Below are 19,879 nucleotides of genomic sequence, written 5' to 3'. Positions count from 1 at the left end.
CTATTTGTACAGGAAGGCTCGCCTTGGCTACGCTGATTTGCGGTTCGCTCGCCTACGACAACATCATGACCTTCGAAGGCCGCTTTCGGGATCACATCCTGCCGGAGCAGGTCCACATCCTGAACGTGAGCTTTCTCGTGCCGACGATGCGCCGCGAGTTCGGCGGCTGCGCGGGCAACATCGCTTACGCGCTGCATCTGCTGGGCGGCGATGCGCGCATCATGGGAACGCTCGGCGAGACCGATGCGCAGCGCTACATGGAACGGTTCGCACAGCTCGGGCTGTCGACGGAGAACGTGCTGGTGGTGCCGGGCACTTACTCGGCGCAGGCGATGATCACCACCGATCTGGAAAACAATCAGATCACTGCGTTCCACCCCGGCGCGATGATGCAGTCACATCTGAATCGCGCCGATCAGGCGAAAGGCATCACGCTCGGCATCGTCGGGCCTGACGGCTACGACGGCATGATCCAGCATTCGGAGCACCTGGCGGCGGCCGGCGTACCGTTTATCTTCGATCCGGGCCAGGGTTTGCCGCTGTTCGACGGTGATTCGCTGCGACGCATGATTGAACTTGCTACTTACGTAGCTGTCAACGATTACGAAGCCAAACTTGTGAGCAACAAGACAGGTTGGTCGATCGAAGAGATCGCCGGCAAGGTCGACGCGCTGATCATCACGCTCGGCGAACAAGGTGCGCAGATTCATCACGCCGGCGGCATCGAAGCGATTCCCGCGGTCAAGGCACAGCAGGTGCTCGATCCCACAGGCTGCGGCGACGCGTTCCGCGGCGGCTTGCTGTACGGCATCGAGAACAAGCTTGGCTGGGCGACCACCGGGCGTCTGGCGAGCCTGATGGGCGCGCTCAAGATCGAACACCAGGGCCCGCAAAACTATGCGCCCAGCCGGGCGGAGATCAACGAACGGTTCAAGCAGGCGTTCGGATACGACCTGTAGTAATACCGCAAGCTATTGGAGTTAGGGAATGAGAACAACGAGTCGCCTGGTAGTGGCCGCCTTGATCGCCGGTTCACTGGCCATGTCGGGCTGCGCGTACAACAGCAGCTCTGCCGACGTCTACACAGCGTCGCAAGCGCAGCGCGAAGAGACGGTTCGCATGGGCACAGTCGACAGCGTTCGGGCCGTGAAGATCAGTTCGAACAACGGCCAACCCAGCGGCCTTGGCGCGATCGGTGGCGGCGCGTTGGGCGCGGTGGCCGGCAGTGCGATCGGCGGCGGCCGCGGCTCGATCGTGACCGGCATCATCGGCGGCCTGGCTGGCGCGGTGGCAGGCAATGCGGTCGAGAACGGCGTGGCAGTGCACGACGGTCTCGAGATCACCGTGCGGCTCGACAACGGCGACATGCGCGCGATCACGCAAAGCGCCACCGGCGAAATCTTCCGCGCCGGCGAACGCGTCCGTCTGCTCTCCAGCGGTGGCGTCACGCGCGTCACGCACTAAGCTTCCCCTCTCGCGCGGTTGGCGCATCACGCGCCGCCGCGACGACCTCACACGCATGCCTCTGTGCATGCGTTTTTTTTCGCCCGTGGGTTTTGGCGGCGTTCGCTAGGCAGGCGTTTGCGTGAGTGCGGGCGTGAGGGTGAAACGCAAAAAAAATCCCGTCGCCAGAAAACCCGGCAACGGGACCCTGACCGAGTAGCGCTCGGTCATGCTTAAGCGCTACTCGATCATCGACACACGGTACGACGTGTCGAAATACTTCTACAGCTTCCGCCAGTTACGGACGGCTGCCCGTCGGGAACGGCCATGCCGCTGCCGGGTTCAGCGCGGTCTTCACCGTCGCCGCCGGTGCGCTCGAGACAGAAGTCGCAGCGGGTGCAGGAGCCGCCTTCTTGGCGACAGCCTTCTTCGCAGGCGCAGCCTTCTTGGCAGGAGCAGCGGCCTTCTTCGCGGCAGCCTTCTTGGCAGGCGCAGCCTTTTTAGCAGCAGCCTTTTTCGCAGGCGCAGCTTTCTTGGCAGCAGCCTTTTTCGCAGGCGCAGCCTTCTTGGCAGCAGCCTTCTTAGCCGGCGCCTTCTTTGCCGCGGCCTTCTTCGCCGGTGCTGCCTTCTTCGCTACAACCTTCTTGGCCGCAACCTTCTTCACTGCAGCCTTCTTGGCCGGCGCTGCCTTCTTTGCTGCAACCTTCTTCACCGCGACTTTCTTGGCTGCAACCTTCTTGGCCGGAGCAGCTTTCTTCGCTGCAACCTTCTTAGCCGGTGCTGCCTTCTTCGCTGCAACCTTCTTCACTGCGACTTTCTTTGCAGCGACTTTTTTCGCCGGAGCGGCCTTCTTTGCCGGAGCAGCCTTCTTTGCTGCGGGTTTCTTAGCTGCGGCTTTTTTTGCAGTTGCCATCATTTTCTCCTTCAGGTTTTCAGATGAGAGTCAGTTCAAACACCACCCTTCGTCAAAACCCGCTTCCCGCGGACGCTTCTCAGGGCGCGCGCTACGAAGCGGGCTATTCATCGGCGTACGCAGGTGCTGCGCGCTTACGCTAATGAATGCGGTAAGGCGCGCCGTGCCCTTGGGCACCGCGCGCCAGATCTGGTCGGCGCTGGATCTCAACGCCGGCAATTGCTTGATCGGGCCGCCGACGCTAACGCCAGCGGCTTTTTCCGGGGGGAAGTTTGCCCATCCCACTGAAGGGTTCGCAAAGTGCCAGCCATGTTTGTGGGCCGCGAAGGCACGCGGCGCACTGGGCACAATCTGCATCAGGCGGTTCTGCTCCTAACTAAATTGCCGCGGACCGAACCGCAGCATCCCCAAAATGAATGCATCTGCGACACGAACCCGGATCACTCCCAGGTCAGCGCGCCGCCAGTCTGATATTCGATCACTCGCGTCTCGAAGAAGTTGCGTTCCTTCTTCAGGTCGATCATCTCGCTCATCCACGGGAACGGGTTTTCCTCGTTCGGGTACAGCGGATCGAGACCGATCTGCTGGCAACGGCGGTTGCAGATGAAGCGCAGATAGCTCTTGAACATCGACGCATTGAGGCCGAGCACCCCGCGCGGCATCGTATCTTCTGCGTAACGATATTCAAGTTCGACCGCTTGCTGGAAGATCTCGCGGATTTCCGCGCGGAACTCAGCCGTCCAGAGCTGCGGGTTTTCGAGTTTGATCTGGTTGATCAGGTCGATGCCGAAATTGCAGTGCATCGACTCGTCGCGCAGGATGTATTGGTACTGTTCCGCCGCGCCGGTCATCTTGTTCTGACGGCCCAGCGCCAGGATTTGCGTAAAGCCGACGTAGAAGAACAGGCCTTCCATCACACAGGCGAACACGATCAGCGAGCGCAGCAGGGTTTGGTCTGCTTCGAGCGTGCCGGTCTTGAAGGCCGGGTCGGTCAGCGTATGGATGAACGGAATCAGGAATTCGTCTTTCGCGCGGATCGAGGAAACCTCGTGATACGCGTTGAAGATTTCACCTTCGTCGAGGCCCAGCGATTCGACGATGTACTGGTAAGCGTGCGTGTGGATCGCCTCTTCGAACGCCTGGCGCAGCAGGAACTGGCGGCATTCGGGCGCCGTGATGTGGCGGTAGGTGCCCAGCACGATGTTGTTGGCGGCCAGCGAATCAGCCGTCACGAAGAAACCCAGGTTGCGCTTGACGATGCGGCGCTCGTCTTCGGTCAGACCGTTCGGGTCTTTCCAGAGGGCGATGTCGCGCGACATGTTCACTTCTTGCGGCATCCAGTGGTTGGCGCAACCCGCCAGATACTTTTCCCAGGCCCACTTGTATTTGAACGGCACCAACTGATTGACGTCGGTCTGGCCGTTGATGATGCGCTTGTCGGCGACATTGACTCGCGCTTCGGAGGCGGCAGCCGTTCCGGTAGCAGCGTGGGTCACGTGAGCGACGGGAGCGACAGCGATGTCGTTCGCGAAGATGTCTTGAGCCGAGGGAGCGTGAGGAGCGGAACGCGTTCCGACTTGCGAACCGACAGCCGATCCCGCAGCGTTGCGCAACACATTCTGTTGCGTAGCGCTCGAGGGAGTTACGGCAGTGATCTCGTCATCCCAGTTGAGCATAAATGTCACCATCAATTTAGAACGGTTTGTACCATCTTTTCACGAGCGATAAAAGCCTTCGCTGATGAAAAATCCTGTTTTCGATTCGCGTTGCTACGTTCATACAACACTTTATTCAACAGACTGTGTGTGTCGCCTCATATGAAGCGTGTTGAACGTGTGTCGTCGAGGTGCTTCGCGAGCTCGAAGAGCAACGTGTCGAACGACGTTTCGCTGCTCTATCTATCTGTATTGCGGAGCGTGCTTGCGGCGTCTTGCGATTGCTTCCTGCTTGCTTCCCGCTAACTTTCTGCTGTCTTGCCGACGCGGTGTTTGCCTCGCGCTTGCTGCTTCGCGCCTGCTTCACATTCGTGTCGCGTCTGCTTGTTCGTCAGCGCTGGCGAGGTGAAGTTCAATGCGATGTCGAGCGATGCATCTGGCCGGCTATGTCGATCGACCATCGACCGGGGCGTTTGCCGAGCGCTTCATGTCGAGCGCTTCGTCTGTGATGCCGACTGCCGACTGCTTCATCTACCACGTGTCTGGCGCTTGCCTACCGCTTGCCTGCCGCTTGCCTGCCGCTTCAAAACTTCAGTTGCTTGCCATGCTTTGCTGCTGGTCGATGAGCGGCGCGACTTCGATTTCGAATTCGATTTCGTTTCGCCGCGCTGCCCATCGCCTTCACTTCTGCATCACTTCTGTCTGGCTGGCTGATCGCTGCATGCGGGTCTTTACCTACAACCCGTTCAGCAAGTAGCGATCCTGCCGCCTGCTTCGTGCTCGCCCCTCGCTTGTTGCGAGGGCACCGAGGCTCTTACTGGCAAGCCTCGCACTCGTCGAAGCCAGGATCGCCCGGACGCATCATGCACACCGGACCATCCGCTTCCGGCGCTGCTTCGACTGCGACTGCCGGAGCGGCCGCCGCTACCTGGATGCCACCCGAAGCCGCACCGCCGAAGCCGCCAGCCGCGCCACCGCCGAGACCACCTGCACCGCCCGAACCTTCGCCGCCACCCGAGCTCACCGCGTTCAACGCGCCGTGAGCGACCGTCGACTTCTCGACGTGCGTCGCCGCCATCGTGCGGAGGTAGTAGGTCGTCTTCAGACCGCGCACCCATGCAAGCTTGTAGATTTCGTCGAGCTTCTTACCCGACGCGCCGCCCATGTAGATGTTCAGCGACTGCGCCTGATCGATCCACTTCTGACGACGCGAAGCCGCCTCGACCAGCCACACCGGATCGAGTTCGAACGCAGTCGCGTAGATCGCGCGCAGGTCGGCCGGGATGCGGTCGATGCGCGAGAGCGTGCCGTCGAAGTACTTCAGGTCGGCGACCATCACCTCGTCCCACAGACCGCGTTCCTTCAGGTCGCGCACCAGGTAGTCGTTGACCACCGTGAATTCGCCCGACAGATTCGACTTCACATACAGGTTCTGGAAGGTCGGTTCGATGCACGCCGACACGCCGATGATGTTCGAGATCGTCGCCGTCGGTGCGATCGCGACGCAGTTCGAGTTGCGCATGCCGTAGGTGGCGATCCGCGAACGCAGTTCGGTCCAGTCCATCGATTCGCTCGAATCGACTTCAACGTAACCACCGCGCGCTTCGGCCAGCAACTTCACCGAGTCTTGCGGCAGAATGCCGCGATCCCACAGCGAGCCGCGGTAGCTGGAGTAACGGCCTCGCTCTTGAGCCAGTTCGGTGGAGGCGTAGTAAGCGTAGTAGCAAACCGCTTCCATCGACGTATCGGCGAACTTGACCGCCTCTTGCGACGCGTACGGCGTGCGCAGCAGGTGCAGGCAGTCCTGGAAGCCCATGATGCCCATGCCGACCGGACGGTGCTTCAGGTTCGAGTTACGTGCCTTGGCGACCGCGTAGTAGTTGATGTCGATCACGTTGTCGAGCATGCGCATTGCCACGCTGACGGTGCGCTTCAACTTGTCGTGGTCGAGCGCCAGCGTGCCGTCGGCCTGTTCCTTCAGGTGAGCGACGAGGTTCACCGAACCCAGGTTGCAGACGGCGATTTCGGCGTCGCTGGTGTTCAGCGTGATTTCCGTGCACAGGTTCGACGAGTGGACCACGCCGACGTGCTGTTGCGGCGAGCGCACATTGCACGGATCCTTGAAGGTGATCCACGGGTGGCCGGTTTCGAACAGCATGCCCAGCATCTTGCGCCACAGTTGCGCCGCCGGAATCTTCTTGAACAGCTTGATCTCGCCGCGCGCGACCTTGTCTTCGTAAGCCGTGTAAGCCGTTTCAAACTCGGCGCCGAACTTGTCGTGCAGGTCCGGGCAGGTGGACGGCGAGAACAGCGTCCAGTCGCCGCCTTCGTGCACGCGCTTCATGAACAGGTCGGGAATCCAGTTCGCCGTGTTCATGTCGTGCGTACGACGACGGTCGTCGCCGGTGTTCTTGCGCAGCTCGAGGAATTCCTCGATGTCCAGGTGCCACGTTTCCAGGTACGCGCACACCGCGCCCTTGCGCTTGCCACCCTGGTTGACGGCCACCGCCGTGTCGTTGACCACCTTCAGGAACGGCACCACGCCTTGCGACTTGCCGTTGGTGCCCTTGATGTGCGAACCCAGAGCACGCACGCGCGTCCAGTCGTTGCCCAGACCGCCGGCGAACTTCGACAGCAGCGCGTTTTCTTTCAGCGCTTCGTAGATGCCGTCGAGGTCGTCGTCGACCGTGGTCAGATAGCACGACGACAGTTGCGAGCGGCGCGTGCCCGAATTGAACAGCGTAGGCGTTGACGACATGAAGTCGAAGCTCGACAGCACGTTGTAAAACTCGATCGCGCGCGCTTCACGGTCGATCTCGTTCAGCGACAGACCCATTGCCACACGCATAAAGAATGCCTGCGGCATTTCGATGCGCACGCCGTCGTGATGCAGGAAGTAACGGTCGTACAGCGTTTGCAGACCGAGGTAGCCGAATTGCAGGTCGCGGTTGTTGTCGAGTGCGGCGCCGAGGCGCTTCAGGTCGAACTGCAGCAGCTTGTCGTCGAGCAACTCGGCTTGCACGCCGCGCTTGATGAACTGCGGGAAGTATTCGGCGTAACGCTCGCCCATTTCCGTTTGCGTGACTTCCTCTTCGAGGATCTCGCGGCGGATCGTGTGCAGCAGGATGCGTGCGGTGACCTGGCTGTACGCCGGGTCTTTTTCGATCATCGTGCGGGCAGCCAGAATTGCCGAGTCATAGACCTGGCTCATCGGCACGCCGTCGTACAGATTCTTTACCGTTTCCGCGATGATCGGATCGGCGCTCACGGCGTCGCCCAGGTTCGAGCAAGCCAGTTCGATGATGCCGCGCAGCGCAGCCATGTCGAGCGGACGCGTCACGCCATTGTCGGTGACGTTCAGACCCGGCGTGTTGGCGACGATCTGGTCGTCATGACCGCGCGCCTGGGTGCGCTTCTCGCGATACAGCACGTAAGCACGCGCGACGTTATGCTCGCCGCCGCGCATCAGCGCGAGTTCGACCTGATCCTGGATGTCTTCGATATGGAACGTGCCGCCGTTCGGACGGCTGCGCACGAGCGCGCGCACCACATTCTGCGTGAGTTGCTCGACCAGCTCGCGCACCCGCGCCGACGCCGCGCCTTGACCACCGTTGACGGCCAGAAATGCCTTCGTCACAGCGATGGCGATTTTCGACGGTTCGAACGACACCACGCTGCCATTACGACGGATCACCTTGTAGTCGGCGTAGGTCACTTGCGGCGCGAGCGCCTGGGCGCCTTGTGCCTGGCCGAAGGCCTGGCCAGTCGGTGAGCCCTCATACCGGGTCGTCACGTTGTCGGTGGTTTGCATGTGCAAAGCTCCTGGTCCTGGAAATGTTGCGGGAAGATCCGCGGATTAAAACGAACGCTGCGCCGCCGCGTGCGCAAGCGATGGGGTGCAGGAAAAAGGCCGGCTGAGCCGGGTGGCGGGATGCGACAGCGACGAAGCCTGATTCGAATTGATAACGGTCTTCATCATGTGTGTCGCGATCACTTGCTGTGCCCTTTTCCTGAATGCTTCTGGATGCCGCCGGAGGTCTCTACCGGCCGCGCCGCAGGAATTTTTTTCGCTGCCTGGAATGCTTGCGGCGCCATGCTCGAGGAGCGGGGCGCCGCACACTTATGCACTCAGTTATGCACAGAGTTATACACACCAGACACAAGATATAGTGCGAAACTGAATTTCTGGCACCAAGTATAGTGTAGTTTCAAGACAGGTCAAATCGTTTTATTTGCTTTCAAAGGCTTGACTTTTGCATAGCGCGACGCGAAGCCGACTCCCCGGAGAACAAGGCAGCGCCTTGCTCTCCTCGCATCACGCGAACTCGCGCGAAGGCTCGTTACGGCGTTTGGGAAAACTTGAGATAGGGGAAGTACTGATCCGCCAAGGCGGTGTCGCGTTGCAGACGCTGCCACTCGAAATGGGGCCCTGGATCGGTCTTGCGCCCAGGGGCGATGTCCGAGTGACCGGCGAGCCCTTCGACCGGATAGCGGGCCTTGAGCGCCGTCACAAGCGCACCGAGCGTGCGGTATTGCGCCGCCTCGAAAGCAGTCGTGTCACTGCCTTCCAGCTCGATACCGATCGAGAAATCATTGCAGCGCTCGCGGCCGAAAAAATTCGACGGCCCGGCGTGCCATGCGCGCTCGTTGCAGGAGACGAATTGCTCGAGCGCGCCGTCGCGCTGAATCACGAAATGCGCCGACACCCGCACGCCGCGTAGATGCGTGTCGTAGTACGGGTGGGCATCGCAGTCGAGTGTGTTCTGGAATAGTTCGGCAATCGCCGTGCCGCCGAACTCGTTGGGCGGCAGGCTGATGTTGTGCACGACGATCAGCGTCGGCACGGCCCCGGCGGGACGCGCTTCGAAATTCGGCGATGGCAGTTTGCGTGCGGCGCTGACCCAACCGTCGGCATCGACGGTGAACGCGACACTCATCGAGCGTCGCGGCCCGTGGGATGCGCGCCGTGACGCTGCGCGTGCGCGGCGCTGCAGAACGGCTGCCCGGCTACCACCACGGAATCGCTCTTCGGTGCGTGCACACCGCACTCGGCACAACGGATCATCGGCTCGGCGAGCCGCGGTTGCGCTTGCGGCGCATGAGGCCCACGCGCGGCGCCGTGCGGGCCTTTCGCACGACCGGCACCGGCGGAACCATTCGCGTCAGCACCGGTGCGTTGCGACGCTTGCGCGTCATGACGACGCAGCGCCTTGACCAGCCATTGGCCGACGATGAACAGCAGGATCAGCAGAAAAATTTGTCGCATGACAGGGCACTCACACTACAGCACGGTGCAACAGCACCTCGAATACGAAACGGCTGCCGACGTACGCCAGCAGCAGCGCGACGAACGACGCCAGCACCCAGCGCAATGCCGCACGGCCGCGCCAGCCGGAAACCTTGCGCGCGGTCAGCAGCGCGCCGAACATCACCCACGAAAGAATCGCAAAGACAGTCTTGTGATCGAGCCGCAATGCGCGGTCGACCAGTTGCTCGCTAAAGATGATGCCCGAAAGCAGCGTCAGCGTGAGCAGCACGAAGCCCGCGCCGATCAGACGAAACAGCAGCTTTTCCAGAGTCAGCAGGGGCGGCAAGGTATCGAGCCAGCTCGACAGCCAGCCGTTGCCCGCCGCGGCCGCATTGCGTTGCGACACTCCGCCGCGCATTGCATGCAGACGCCGCTCGACCAGCAGCATCAGAATCGCGTGCAGCGCCGCGATCGCGAACAAACCGTATGCGATGTTGGCGATCAGGAAGTGCAGCTTGAACATCGGCGCAGCGGAATACGGCAGCACGCGCACGCCATTGAATGCCAGCGGCAATAACGAAGCGACGCAGGCGAGCGGCAGCACCAGCAAGCGCAAGCCGTCGAGCGGAAAGAAAAAGCTCTCGATCCAGTAGATGCCGGCGCCGAGCCAGAACATCGCGGACAACGCGAACGCGAACCCGAACACCATCGCGTTCTGCGGAAAGATGGTGGTATGCAGCAGCACGCCGTGCGCGAGCAGCGCGACAAACAGCAACGCGCGGCCCGACGCGCCCATGCCAGAGGCGGCCGATGACGCCGAAACGCCCGCGGCAACAGGTACCGGCGGCACGCTTTCGAGCATGGGACGCAGCGCGGCGTGCCGGTGCGAGCGCCAGCCGGCCACGGCGAGACCGCCGTAGAGGAGCGCAGTGAGGGCATACAGTACAATATCCATATTCCAAGTTTACACTAGGCCCCTGCTCCGCGACGTCTTCCGCTTCGCGCCCCGCTCTGGCCGCACTGTTCATCGCTCCCCATGCTCGACAATCTGACTCAACGGATGGCGCGCGTCGTCAAGACGCTGCGCGGCGAAGCCCGGCTCACCGAGGCGAACACCCAGGAAATGCTGCGCGAAGTGCGCCTCGCGCTGCTCGAGGCGGACGTGGCGCTGCCCGTCGTGCGCGAATTCATCGCCAAGGTGAAGGAAAAGGCGCTCGGCGAGGAAGTCATCAGCAGCCTCTCGCCGGGTCAGGCGCTGGTCGGCGTGGTGCAGCGCGAGCTGACCGCGATCATCGGCGGCGACTATGAAGGCAAAGCGGTCGAACTGAATCTCGCCGTCACGCCACCGGCCGTCATCCTGATGGCAGGTCTGCAAGGCGCCGGTAAGACCACCACGGTCGGCAAGCTCGCCAAGCTTCTGCGCGAGAAATACAAGAAGAAGGTCCTCACTGTTTCGTGCGACGTCTACCGCCCGGCTGCTATCGCGCAGTTGAAGACGGTAACCGAGCAGGTGGGCGCGGACTTTTTCCCGTCGGAACCGGATCAGAAGCCGGTGGATATCGCGCGTGCCGCGGTGGATTGGGCCAAACGCCATTACCACGACGTGCTGCTGGTCGACACTGCCGGCCGCCTCGGTATCGACGAAGCGATGATGCAGGAAATCGCCGCGTTGCACAGCGAACTGAAACCGGCGGAAACGCTGTTCGTCGTCGACGCGATGCTGGGTCAGGACGCGGTCAACACCGCGAAGGCCTTTAGCGACGCTTTGCCGCTTACCGGGGTGGTCCTCACCAAGCTCGACGGCGACTCGCGCGGTGGCGCGGCGCTCTCGGTGCGTCACGTGACGGGTAAGCCGATCAAGTTCGTCGGCGTCGCCGAAAAGCTCGACGGCCTCGAAATTTTTTATCCGGATCGCATGGCGAACCGGATTCTCGGCATGGGCGACATTCTCGCCCTCGTCGAAGAGGCGCAGCGCGGCGTAGACGTCCAGGCCGCGCAGAAGCTCGCCGACAAGGTCAAGAAAGGCGGTGACTTCGACCTCAACGATTTCCGCGCGCAGCTTACGCAGATGAAGAGCATGGGCGGCCTGTCGTCGCTGATGGACAAGCTGCCCGCGCAGTTCCAGCAGGCCGCGGCCGGCGCCAATATGGGCATGGCCGAATCGCAGATGCGCCGCATGGAAGGCATCATCAACTCCATGACGCCGCTGGAGCGCGCCAAGCCCGAGCTGATCAAGGCCACCCGCAAGCGCCGCATCGCCGCGGGCGCGGGTGTGCAGGTGCAGGAAGTCAACCGCATGCTGAATCAATACGACCAGATGCGCACCATGATGAAAAAGCTGAAGGGCGGCAACCTGCAAAAGATGATGCGCGGCATGAAGGGCATGATGCCCGGCATGCGCTAAGCTTTAGCAAGACGGCGGCGCGCGTGCTTGCGTGCAGTGCAGGAATAACGGCATGCGCTGCTGACTCCGGATTGGTGCGGGTTTATTCTGTACCGCACGCCGCCGTTCTCACCCACACTATGTATACAGTCACCGCCCGTCAGACGTCATGAACCGCGAAGAAGCTCTCCACATTTTTAGCCACTCCGAAGAAATCGTTTCGGCCGACGACGTCAACGCGTCGATCAGCGGCATGGCTGCCGCCATCCGCAACGAGATGAGCGAGGACTTTCCGCTCGTGCTGTCGGTAATGGGCGGCGCGGCCGTGTTCACCGGCATGCTGCTGCCGCACCTCGATTTTCCGCTCGAGTTCGACTACATCCACCTGACCCGCTATCGCAACACCACCAAGGGTGGCAATGAGATGCAGTGGCGCGTGGCACCGGCTGAGTCGGTGAAGGATCGCGTCGTGCTGGTGCTCGACGACATCCTCGACGAAGGCGAGACGATGGCCGCGATCCGCGACCGCATCCTCGCCATGGGTGCGAAGCGCTTCCTGAGCGCGGTGCTGTGCGAGAAGATCATTCCGAAGGCGAAGCCGCTGCATCCGGATTACTGTGGTTTCGAGGTGCCGGACCGCTATGTGTTCGGTTGCGGGATGGACGCCAAGGGTTACTGGCGTAATCTGCCGACCATTCGGGCGTTGACCGAAGGGGCGTAAGCAAGGTGCTTAAGCGGCGCGGTTTATGGCACGCACCGGCGTAAAAAAAGCGGCTCGCGAGCCGCTTTTTTATTTGTCAGGCTGGTTGCTGGACGCCTGCGCTACCGCGTTGAACCCTGCACCGAAGCTCACTCAAAGTTGATGCACAAACGAACGAATACCGCCGAGCATCATTTCGACTGAGATCGCCACCAGCACCAAGCCCATCAGCCGTTCGAAGGCCATCATCGCGCGCTCGCCGAGCCACGCCTGAATGCGCTCCGCCAGCATCAGCACGATCGCGCAGACGATCATCGTGACGGTCAGCGCACCGATCCACTCCAGCATCTTGCCGGGCGCCTGCGACGTCAGCAGCATCACCGTAGCCAGCGCCGACGGGCCCGCCAGCGCCGGGATGGCGAGCGGCACGATAAGCGGCTCGCCGCCCCGCGTGTCGCCGCCGAGCGGACCGTCCGGATGGGGGAACACCATTCTGAGCGCGATCAGAAACAGCACAATCCCGCCGCCGATGCGCAACGACTGGTCGGTCAGACTCATCATGCGCAGAAAGCCGTCGCCGACCACCATGAAGACCAGCAGGATGGCGAACGCGATCGCCACCTCCCGGAGAATGACGATCGTGCGCCGCTTCGGCGACACACCCCGCAGGCAACTAATAAAGAGCGGAATGTTGCCGAGCGGATCGGTGATCAGAATCAGCAGGACGGTCGCAGATACGAAGGTGTACTCCACCGTCCGCTCCGCTTATTGCGCCAAGGCGGCGCGAACCTTGCCGATTACCGTTTGGGCGGCGTCATCGACCGGCAGCAGCGTGGCTTCGACATCGCGACGGCCCTGATACTCGAGCTTGCCGTCTTTCAGGCCACGGTCGCCGATCACCAGACGATGCGGCACGCCGATCAGCTCCCAGTCAGCGAACATCACGCCCGGACGTTCGCCGCGATCGTCGAGGATCACGTCGACGCCCGCTTCGAGCAACTCCGCGTACAGCTTGTCAGCCTGCTCGCGCACGGCTTCGCTGCGGTCGTAACCCATCGGGCACAGCACGACTTCGAACGGTGCGATCGATTCCGGCCAGATGATGCCTTTCTCGTCGAAATTCTGTTCGATCGCCGCGCCCAGAATTCGCGTGACGCCAATGCCGTAGCAGCCCATTTCCATCTGACGCGGCTTGCCGGTTTCGTCGAGACAGGTGGCGTTCATCGCTTCAGAATACTTCGTGCCGAGCTGGAACACGTGGCCGACTTCGATGCCACGGCAGATGTCGATCACGCCCTTGCCATCCGGCGACGGATCGCCCTTCTGCACATTGCGGATATCAGCGACGACCGGCTCCGGCAGATCGCGGCCCCAATTCACGCCGGTGATGTGGTAGTCCACCTCATTCGCGCCGACCACGAAGTCGCTCATGTTCGCGACCGTGCTATCCGCGACGACCTTGACCGGCTTCTTCGTATTGATCGGGCCGAGGTAACCCGGCGGCGTACCGAAGGTCTCGATGATTTCGGCTTCGGTGGCCATGCGGAAGTCGGCCAAACCCGGCAGCTTGGCTGCCTTGATCTCGTTCAGATCGTGGTCACCGCGCAGCATCAGCAACCAGATGGTCGGCGCAGCGCCTTCGTTTTCCGTGGCGAGCACGATCGACTTGATCGTGCGCTCGAGCGGAATGTTCAGCAGTTCAGCCACGGCCTCGCACTTCGCCTTGCCCGGCGTGCTGGTTTTCTTCATTTCTTCGGTCGGCGCAGCGCGTTCGGCGTAAAGCGACAGCGCTTCAGCCGCCTCGACGTTCGCCGCGAAATCCGAGGTCGGGCAATAGGCGATCGCGTCTTCACCGGTCTCGGCGATCACGTGGAATTCATGCGAACCGCTGCCGCCGATCGAACCGTTGTCTGCCGCCACCGCACGGAAATCCAGACCAAGGCGCGTGAAGATACGCACGTACGCGTCATACATCTTGCGATACGACTCGCGCAGACCTTCGACGTCTTTGTCGAACGAGTACGCGTCTTTCATGATGAACTCACGGCCGCGCATCACGCCGAAACGCGGACGGATCTCGTCGCGGAACTTCGTCTGGATCTGGTAGAAGTTCACCGGCAACTGGCGATAGCTCCTGATCTGGCCGCGCGCGATGTCCGTGACCACTTCTTCGTGGGTCGGTCCGAACACGAAATCGGATTGCTTGCGGTCCTTGAAGCGCAGCAGCTCGGGACCGTACTTTTCCCAGCGGCCCGACTCCTGCCATAGCTCGGCCGGCTGCACCGACGGCATCAACAACTCGATCCCGCCCGCCCGGTTCATTTCTTCGCGCACGATGGCTTCCACCTTGCGGATCGAACGCAGACCGATCGGCAGGTAGTTATAGATGCCGCCGGCGACGCGGCGGATCATGCCGGCGCGCACCATGAGCTGGTGGCTGACGATCTCGGCGTCGGCGGGCGCTTCTTTCAGGGTGCCGATAAAGAAACGGGAAGCTTTCATTCAGATTTTCCAAAAGCGGCGGCTCCGGAGGGACCGCCCGAAAGGTGAAAACGGTAGGGAAATCGACACAGACCCGGTGCGGAGCCGGCACGGATTCGCCGAACACCCGGGCCCGAGCCCGCCTGGCACCAGCCAAAGTCTTGACCAGGCCCCGGCAAACGCCCTGCACATACCAGGCAAACCCCGGCAAAACTGACCCGATCGGGCCGCTGAAGCCACCGCGCAAAGCCTTTGCAGCAAGGGGTAAGGCACGGAAAGACTGACAGGCTACCGCAAACGCGGGGCCTTTTGCGGCGAATCGTTCCAATCTGGTGCGAATCGGTGCGTCGGGTCCGTTATCTGTTTATAATCAAAGCAATTTTAAAGGATTCGAAGGTGGTTGTATGCTGGATCGTGAAGGCTTTCGCCCGAACGTCGGCATCATCCTCTTGAACGCGCACAACGAGGTGTTTTGGGGCAAACGGCTCCGTGAACATTCCTGGCAGTTTCCGCAAGGGGGCATCAAGTACGGAGAGACCCCCGTGCAAGCGATGTATCGGGAGTTACACGAAGAAACCGGGTTGCTTCCTGAGCACGTCAAGGTGATTGGTCGCACGCGCGACTGGTTGCGTTACGAGGTGCCTGACAAGTTCATCAAGCGTGAAGTACGCGGTCACTACCGCGGCCAGAAGCAAATCTGGTTTTTACTCCGGATGGTTGGACGCGATTGCGACATCTGCTTACGCGCCACCGACCACCCTGAGTTCGATGCGTGGCGCTGGAACGAGTACTGGGTACCCCTCGACTGTGTGATCGAGTTCAAGCGGGATGTGTATCAGTTGGCGCTGACGGAGCTATCCCGTTTCATGCGCCGGGCTGTGCCGCGTGCGGAAAAACCTGGCGGGCACCACGGGCCGCGTTATCCCCGGATAGCGTCGTCAATGGAAAGTCCGCCGGATTCGACGATGGTGACGGTCACCACCTCGGTGACCACCCTCAGCATCGAAACGTCGATTCACACGACGCTCGTGTCCGATTGCGGTCCGGGCTCCGGATCGGTAGCCGAGGTTGGCTCCCGGGCAGAGCACGAAGACGAATCGGATCGCGAAACCGCTGGCTCGCTGTTCCGCCCTGGCGTACGCAATTAACAACAACTCTGCGCGGCTTTCCACGCCGCCTCCCTCTGGCGCGGCTCAATGAGCCGCGCCAGTGTTTCGAGGAAACCATATTGAAAGCACTTGCTCTCGTCGTGGCGTGCGTCGCCACCGGCGCCCTGCTGGCTGGTTGCGCCAGCAAACCCACCAATAAAGACGACAGCGCGTTTGCCTACCTGCTGGACCGGCCGAGCAATTGGGTGGAAAACAAGGTGGACACGCTGCCGCCGCTGCCGCAAGAGTCGAATCTGCTGCCTTTCGAGGTCTCGGGCAACACGCCGCTGCAATTCTCGATCGATAAAACGTCGCTTACCGTCGGCAGCGACGGCGTGGTGCGCTACGTCGTCGTCGTAACGAGCCCAAGCGGCGCGCGCAACGTGAACTACGAAGGGATTCGCTGCGACACGTATGAATGGCGCCAGTACGCGGGGCTGAACGCCGATCACGACGGCTGGGACCAAACCGTCGCCAACGATTTCAGGCGTATCGAGAATGGCGCGTTGAACGCGTATCAGGCAACGCTGTATCAGGATTATCTGTGTGCGAACAAGATGCCCACGGGCAACGCAAAGCAGATTGTCGAGAACATCCGCTACAAGCGCACGCAGACCTCGCTGATTCACTAAGGCAGTTTTCCCGCGCGCGTGCGTGCGTCGACCTCGAAACCGCCGCAGATGTGAAAAAGCCGTTCCAGCTCACGCTGGAACGGCTTTTTTTGTCTGTCGTGCAGGTGGTGTTACACCGTCAGACCAGCACAAGATTGTCGCGGTGGATCACTTCAGGCTCCAACATGTAGCCGAGCACCGATTCAATCTCGCCGCTCGGACGCCGCTGGATCAGCTTGGTTTCCGCGCTGCTGTAGTTCGTCAGGCCTCGCGCAACTTCACGTCCTGCCGCACTCAGGCAAGCGATCACTTCGCCGCGCGCAAACGCGCCCTGCACACCGACGATGCCGATCGGCAGCAAACTCTTGCCACCTTCGGTCAGCTTTTCGACCGCGCCGTCGTCGATCACCACGTGGCCGCGCACCTGCAGATGATCGGCCATCCATTGCTTGCGTGCCGCCATACGTGCGGTCCGCGCGATCAACTGCGTGCCGATCACCTCGCCCGAGGCCAGCCGAGACAACACGTCCGCTTCGCGCCCGCTCGCGATCACCGTGTTGGCGCCGCTGTGCGCTGCACGTTTGGCCGCGAGAATCTTGGTCAGCATGCCGCCGCGGCCGAGGCTCGAGCCCGCGCCGCCGGCCATTGCTTCGAGTTCCGGCGCACCGGCATCGGCCTGCTGGACGAGCGTTGCGTTCGGATCCTTGCGCGGATCAGCGGTAAACAGCCCCTGCTGATCGGTGAGGATCACGAGTGCATCGCCTTCGATCAGATTCGCGACCAAGGCTCCCAGCGTGTCGTTGTCGCCGAACTTGATTTCGTCGGTAACGACCGTGTCGTTCTCATTGATGATCGGCACGACGCCCAGACGCAGCAGCGTCAGCAACGTGGAACGAGCGTTCAGATAGCGTTCACGGTCGGCGAGGTCGGCGTGAGTGAGCAGAATCTGCGCGGTCTGGATCGAATGCTCGGCGAAGCGGCTCTCGTAGACCTGCGCGAGACCCATTTGCCCGACAGCCGCGGCCGCCTGCAATTCGTCGATTTCGCGTGGCCGTTTGGTCCAGCCGAGCCGCTGCATTCCTTCGGCAATGGCGCCTGAACTGACCAGCACCACCTCCTTGCCTTGCGCGCGCAGCGCTGCAATCTGCGCAGCCCAGCGGCCGATCGCAGCATGATCGAGGCCGCGCCCGTCATTCGTGACGAGGCTCGAGCCGACTTTCACTACCAATCGCCGTGAATCTGCGATGACGGAACGCATTGTGCGCGGTCTCCCAAGATGATGCGTGTTGCCTGCCGGCGGCCCTTGCAGGCGTCGGTTCAGGCTTGCCATTACTGCGGATCGACGCTGGAGTCGTCCGAAGCAGCCGGCGTTTCAGGTTTCTCGCGGAAACGCACGTCAGCGGCAAGATCTTCGGCTTCGGCCGCGCGTTGCGCGTCCGAATGCGCGGCGATGTGGTCGAACACCGCGTAGCAAAGGTTCTCGCAACCCTGGCCAGTCAGCGCCGAGATTTCGAACACCGGACCATCCCAGCCAAAGCCCTCAAGGAATGCCGACACACGCGCCTCGCGCTCGTCTTCAGGCACCATGTCGAGCTTGTTCAGTACGAGCCAGCGGGGCTTCTCATACAGCAATTCGTCGTACTTGCGCAGCTCGTTGATGATTGCCTTGGCTTCCGCAACGGGATCGACGGCTTCGTCGAACGGTGCGAGGTCGACAATGTGCAGCAACAAACCGGTGCGCTGCAGGTGACGCAGAAACTGGTGACCCAGGCCCGCGCCTTCCGCCGCGCCTTCGATCAGGCCAGGAATGTCGGCGATCACGAAGCTGCGGCTCGGCCCCACACGCACCACGCCGAGGTTCGGCGCGAGCGTGGTGAACGGGTAATCCGCGATCTTTGGCCGCGCGTTCGACACCGACGAGATGAAGGTCGACTTGCCGGCATTCGGCATGCCGAGCAGACCGACATCGGCCAGAACCTTCAGTTCGAGGCGCACCATGCGGCGCTCGCCGGGCTTGCCGTCGGTTTTCTGACGCGGCGCGCGGTTCGTACTGGATTTGAAATGCAGGTTACCCAGGCCGCCCGCGCCGCCTTGCGCGATCTGCACGCTCTGGTTGTGCTCGGTCAAATCGGCGATCAGTTCGCCGGTTTCCATATCGGTAATGGTCGTGCCGACCGGCATGCGCAGCGTGATATCGTCGCCGCCCTTGCCGTAGCAGTCCGCGCCGCGGCCATTTTCGCCGTTGCGCGCCAAATGTTTTTTCGCATAGCGGTAGTCGATCAGCGTATTGATATTGCGGTCTGCAACCGCGATCACACTGCCGCCCCGGCCGCCGTCGCCGCCATCCGGGCCGCCGAACGGAACGAATTTCTCGCGGCGCATCGACGCGCTGCCATCCCCTCCGTCGCCGGCGATGACTTCAATCCTCGCTTCGTCAATGAACTTCATGCGTAACTCCGTCCCGTGGTGTGCTGCTACATGGTGCTGCTGGGTTGATGCTACCTGATGCCGCTATTTTGCCGCGCCCGCTGGGCGGTGAGCAATCAGCCGAACGGCTAGTCTTGCCGGCGCGTGGCCATTCGATCCACCCGATCGCCAATTTCGCCCGGCAAAAGACGCTGCAATAAAAAAAGCCCCGCTAACTTCGCGGGGCCTTCTTCCGGTCCTGAAGCCCGTGCCTGATTAAACTCAGACTGCTGCCGGGACGACGTTGACCATGTGCTTCTTCGCTGCGCCCTTCGTCGAGAAATTGACGTGGCCGTCCGTCAGCGCGAACAAGGTGTGATCCTTGCCGATACCGACGTTTTCGCCTGGGTGCATGCGCGTGCCACGTTGACGAACGATGATGCCGCCAGCGTTGATGGCCTGACCGCCGTAAACTTTGACGCCGAGACGCTTCGACTCAGAGTCGCGGCCGTTCCGGGACGATCCGCCTGCCTTTTTGTGTGCCATTTGATTTGCTCCTTAACCGTTGCGCTTACGCGTTGATCGCGTCGATGCGCAGTTCGGTATAGTTCTGGCGGTGGCCGCCATGCTTCTGGTAGTGCTTCCGGCGACGCATCTTGAAGATGGTCACTTTTGCGTGACGACCTTGCGACACGACGGTAGCCTTGACGGAAGCCCCACTGACCAGCGGCGTACCGAACTTAATCGATTCGCCTTCGCCCACTGCGAGAACCTGGTCGAGCGTGATTTCAGCGTCAATGTCTGCCGGTATCTGTTCTACTTTAAGTTTTTCGCCGACGGCAACTTTATACTGCTTGCCACCGGTTTTTATGACCGCGTACATTGAGAACC

General features: G+C 61.6%; 20 protein-coding genes. 7 read left to right on the top strand and 13 right to left on the bottom strand.

The genetic code is table 11. The annotated features are described in order from the left end of the window. Positions 1-23: 23 nt before the first annotated feature. The gene (locus PQR53_RS36380; RefSeq protein WP_408465056.1) at positions 24-959 is read left to right on the top strand and encodes a carbohydrate kinase family protein; all 936 of its coding nucleotides are present in this window, start codon (positions 24-26) and stop codon (positions 957-959) included. Between the two features lie 28 nt (positions 960-987). Continuing rightward, the gene (locus tag PQR53_RS36375) at positions 988-1,464 is read left to right on the top strand and encodes an outer membrane lipoprotein (protein ID WP_054040737.1); all 477 of its coding nucleotides are present in this window, start codon (positions 988-990) and stop codon (positions 1,462-1,464) included. A gap of 277 nt (positions 1,465-1,741) precedes the next feature. Here PQR53_RS36375 and PQR53_RS36370 read toward each other — a convergent pair whose 3' ends face one another. The 3 genes from PQR53_RS36370 to PQR53_RS36360 all read right to left on the bottom strand — a co-directional run bounded on the left by PQR53_RS36370 (position 1,742) and on the right by PQR53_RS36360 (position 4,032). Then, positions 1,742-2,356, bottom strand: coding sequence for a histone H1-like DNA-binding protein (locus PQR53_RS36370; protein ID WP_179734468.1), 615 nt, complete (start codon positions 2,354-2,356; stop codon positions 1,742-1,744). A gap of 30 nt (positions 2,357-2,386) precedes the next feature. Next, a complete protein-coding gene (locus PQR53_RS36365) occupies positions 2,387-2,713 on the bottom strand; it encodes a hypothetical protein (RefSeq protein ID WP_408465054.1) in 327 nt (108 codons plus the stop codon). Between the two features lie 83 nt (positions 2,714-2,796). After that, the gene (locus PQR53_RS36360) at positions 2,797-4,032 is read right to left on the bottom strand and encodes a ribonucleotide-diphosphate reductase subunit beta (protein ID WP_054040807.1); all 1,236 of its coding nucleotides are present in this window, start codon (positions 4,030-4,032) and stop codon (positions 2,797-2,799) included. Positions 4,033-4,441: 409 nt separating this feature from the next. Here PQR53_RS36360 and PQR53_RS36355 point away from each other — a divergent pair, with 409 nt between their 5' ends. Then, the gene (locus tag PQR53_RS36355; RefSeq protein ID WP_408465052.1) at positions 4,442-4,768 is read left to right on the top strand and encodes a hypothetical protein; all 327 of its coding nucleotides are present in this window, start codon (positions 4,442-4,444) and stop codon (positions 4,766-4,768) included. Between the two features lie 57 nt (positions 4,769-4,825). Here the strand turns inward: PQR53_RS36355 and PQR53_RS36350 are convergent, their stop codons facing one another. The 4 genes from PQR53_RS36350 to PQR53_RS36335 form a co-directional block, all read right to left on the bottom strand. After that, the gene (locus PQR53_RS36350; protein WP_408465050.1) at positions 4,826-7,822 is read right to left on the bottom strand and encodes a ribonucleoside-diphosphate reductase subunit alpha; all 2,997 of its coding nucleotides are present in this window, start codon (positions 7,820-7,822) and stop codon (positions 4,826-4,828) included. Between the two features lie 529 nt (positions 7,823-8,351). Further along, positions 8,352-8,948: a 1,6-anhydro-N-acetylmuramyl-L-alanine amidase AmpD gene (gene ampD, locus PQR53_RS36345; RefSeq protein ID WP_179734475.1), complete on the bottom strand. Its 597-nt coding sequence runs from the start codon at positions 8,946-8,948 to the stop codon at positions 8,352-8,354. Then, the gene (locus PQR53_RS36340; protein WP_408465048.1) at positions 8,945-9,277 is read right to left on the bottom strand and encodes a PP0621 family protein; all 333 of its coding nucleotides are present in this window, start codon (positions 9,275-9,277) and stop codon (positions 8,945-8,947) included. The genes ampD and PQR53_RS36340 overlap by 4 nt, the downstream gene beginning before the upstream one ends. 10 nt (positions 9,278-9,287) lie before the next feature. Then, on the bottom strand, positions 9,288-10,214 hold the full coding sequence (locus tag PQR53_RS36335; protein WP_408465046.1) for a cytochrome C assembly family protein: 927 nt from the start codon (positions 10,212-10,214) through the stop codon (positions 9,288-9,290). A gap of 81 nt (positions 10,215-10,295) precedes the next feature. On the opposite strand from PQR53_RS36335, the gene ffh reads away from it, so the two are divergent. Further along, positions 10,296-11,663, top strand: a complete 1,368-nt coding sequence (gene ffh, locus PQR53_RS36330; protein ID WP_408465044.1) for a signal recognition particle protein — start codon at positions 10,296-10,298, stop codon at positions 11,661-11,663. A gap of 148 nt (positions 11,664-11,811) precedes the next feature. Beyond that, positions 11,812-12,363, top strand: coding sequence for a hypoxanthine-guanine phosphoribosyltransferase (locus PQR53_RS36325; protein WP_323046457.1), 552 nt, complete (start codon positions 11,812-11,814; stop codon positions 12,361-12,363). Positions 12,364-12,495: 132 nt separating this feature from the next. On the opposite strand, the gene PQR53_RS36320 is transcribed toward PQR53_RS36325, so the two are convergent. Together PQR53_RS36320 and PQR53_RS36315 are read right to left on the bottom strand one after the other, a co-directional pair. Next, positions 12,496-13,095, bottom strand: a complete 600-nt coding sequence (locus PQR53_RS36320; RefSeq protein WP_408332025.1) for a MarC family protein — start codon at positions 13,093-13,095, stop codon at positions 12,496-12,498. Positions 13,096-13,107: 12 nt separating this feature from the next. Further along, a complete protein-coding gene (locus PQR53_RS36315) occupies positions 13,108-14,844 on the bottom strand; it encodes a proline--tRNA ligase (protein ID WP_408465042.1) in 1,737 nt (578 codons plus the stop codon). Positions 14,845-15,227: 383 nt separating this feature from the next. Between PQR53_RS36315 and PQR53_RS36310 the strand changes: the two genes are divergently transcribed. Next, complete coding sequence (locus PQR53_RS36310) at positions 15,228-15,971, top strand: RNA pyrophosphohydrolase (protein WP_408465040.1); 744 nt, start codon at positions 15,228-15,230, stop codon at positions 15,969-15,971. A gap of 80 nt (positions 15,972-16,051) precedes the next feature. Then, entirely contained in the window at positions 16,052-16,603 is a 552-nt protein-coding gene (locus tag PQR53_RS36305; RefSeq protein ID WP_408465038.1) for a CNP1-like family protein, read from the top strand. Positions 16,604-16,721: 118 nt separating this feature from the next. Here the strand turns inward: PQR53_RS36305 and proB are convergent, their stop codons facing one another. The 4 genes from proB to rplU form a co-directional block, all read right to left on the bottom strand. Continuing rightward, entirely contained in the window at positions 16,722-17,840 is a 1,119-nt protein-coding gene (gene proB, locus PQR53_RS36300; RefSeq protein ID WP_408465036.1) for a glutamate 5-kinase, read from the bottom strand. Positions 17,841-17,911: 71 nt separating this feature from the next. Next, positions 17,912-19,030, bottom strand: a complete 1,119-nt coding sequence (gene cgtA, locus PQR53_RS36295) for an Obg family GTPase CgtA (RefSeq protein WP_408465034.1) — start codon at positions 19,028-19,030, stop codon at positions 17,912-17,914. Positions 19,031-19,270: 240 nt separating this feature from the next. After that, positions 19,271-19,534, bottom strand: coding sequence for a 50S ribosomal protein L27 (rpmA, locus tag PQR53_RS36290; RefSeq protein ID WP_007180330.1), 264 nt, complete (start codon positions 19,532-19,534; stop codon positions 19,271-19,273). 25 nt (positions 19,535-19,559) lie between these two features. Then, positions 19,560-19,871 (bottom strand): 50S ribosomal protein L21, encoded by a 312-nt coding sequence (gene rplU, locus PQR53_RS36285; protein ID WP_007180329.1) that lies wholly within the window; start codon positions 19,869-19,871, stop codon positions 19,560-19,562. Positions 19,872-19,879 lie beyond the last annotated feature (8 nt).

Origin of the sequence: Paraburkholderia fungorum (genome assembly GCF_046027605.1) — a bacterium.
Taxonomy (GTDB): domain Bacteria; phylum Pseudomonadota; class Gammaproteobacteria; order Burkholderiales; family Burkholderiaceae; genus Paraburkholderia; species Paraburkholderia fungorum_F.
This window is presented reverse-complemented; position numbering and strand designations above follow the sequence as displayed.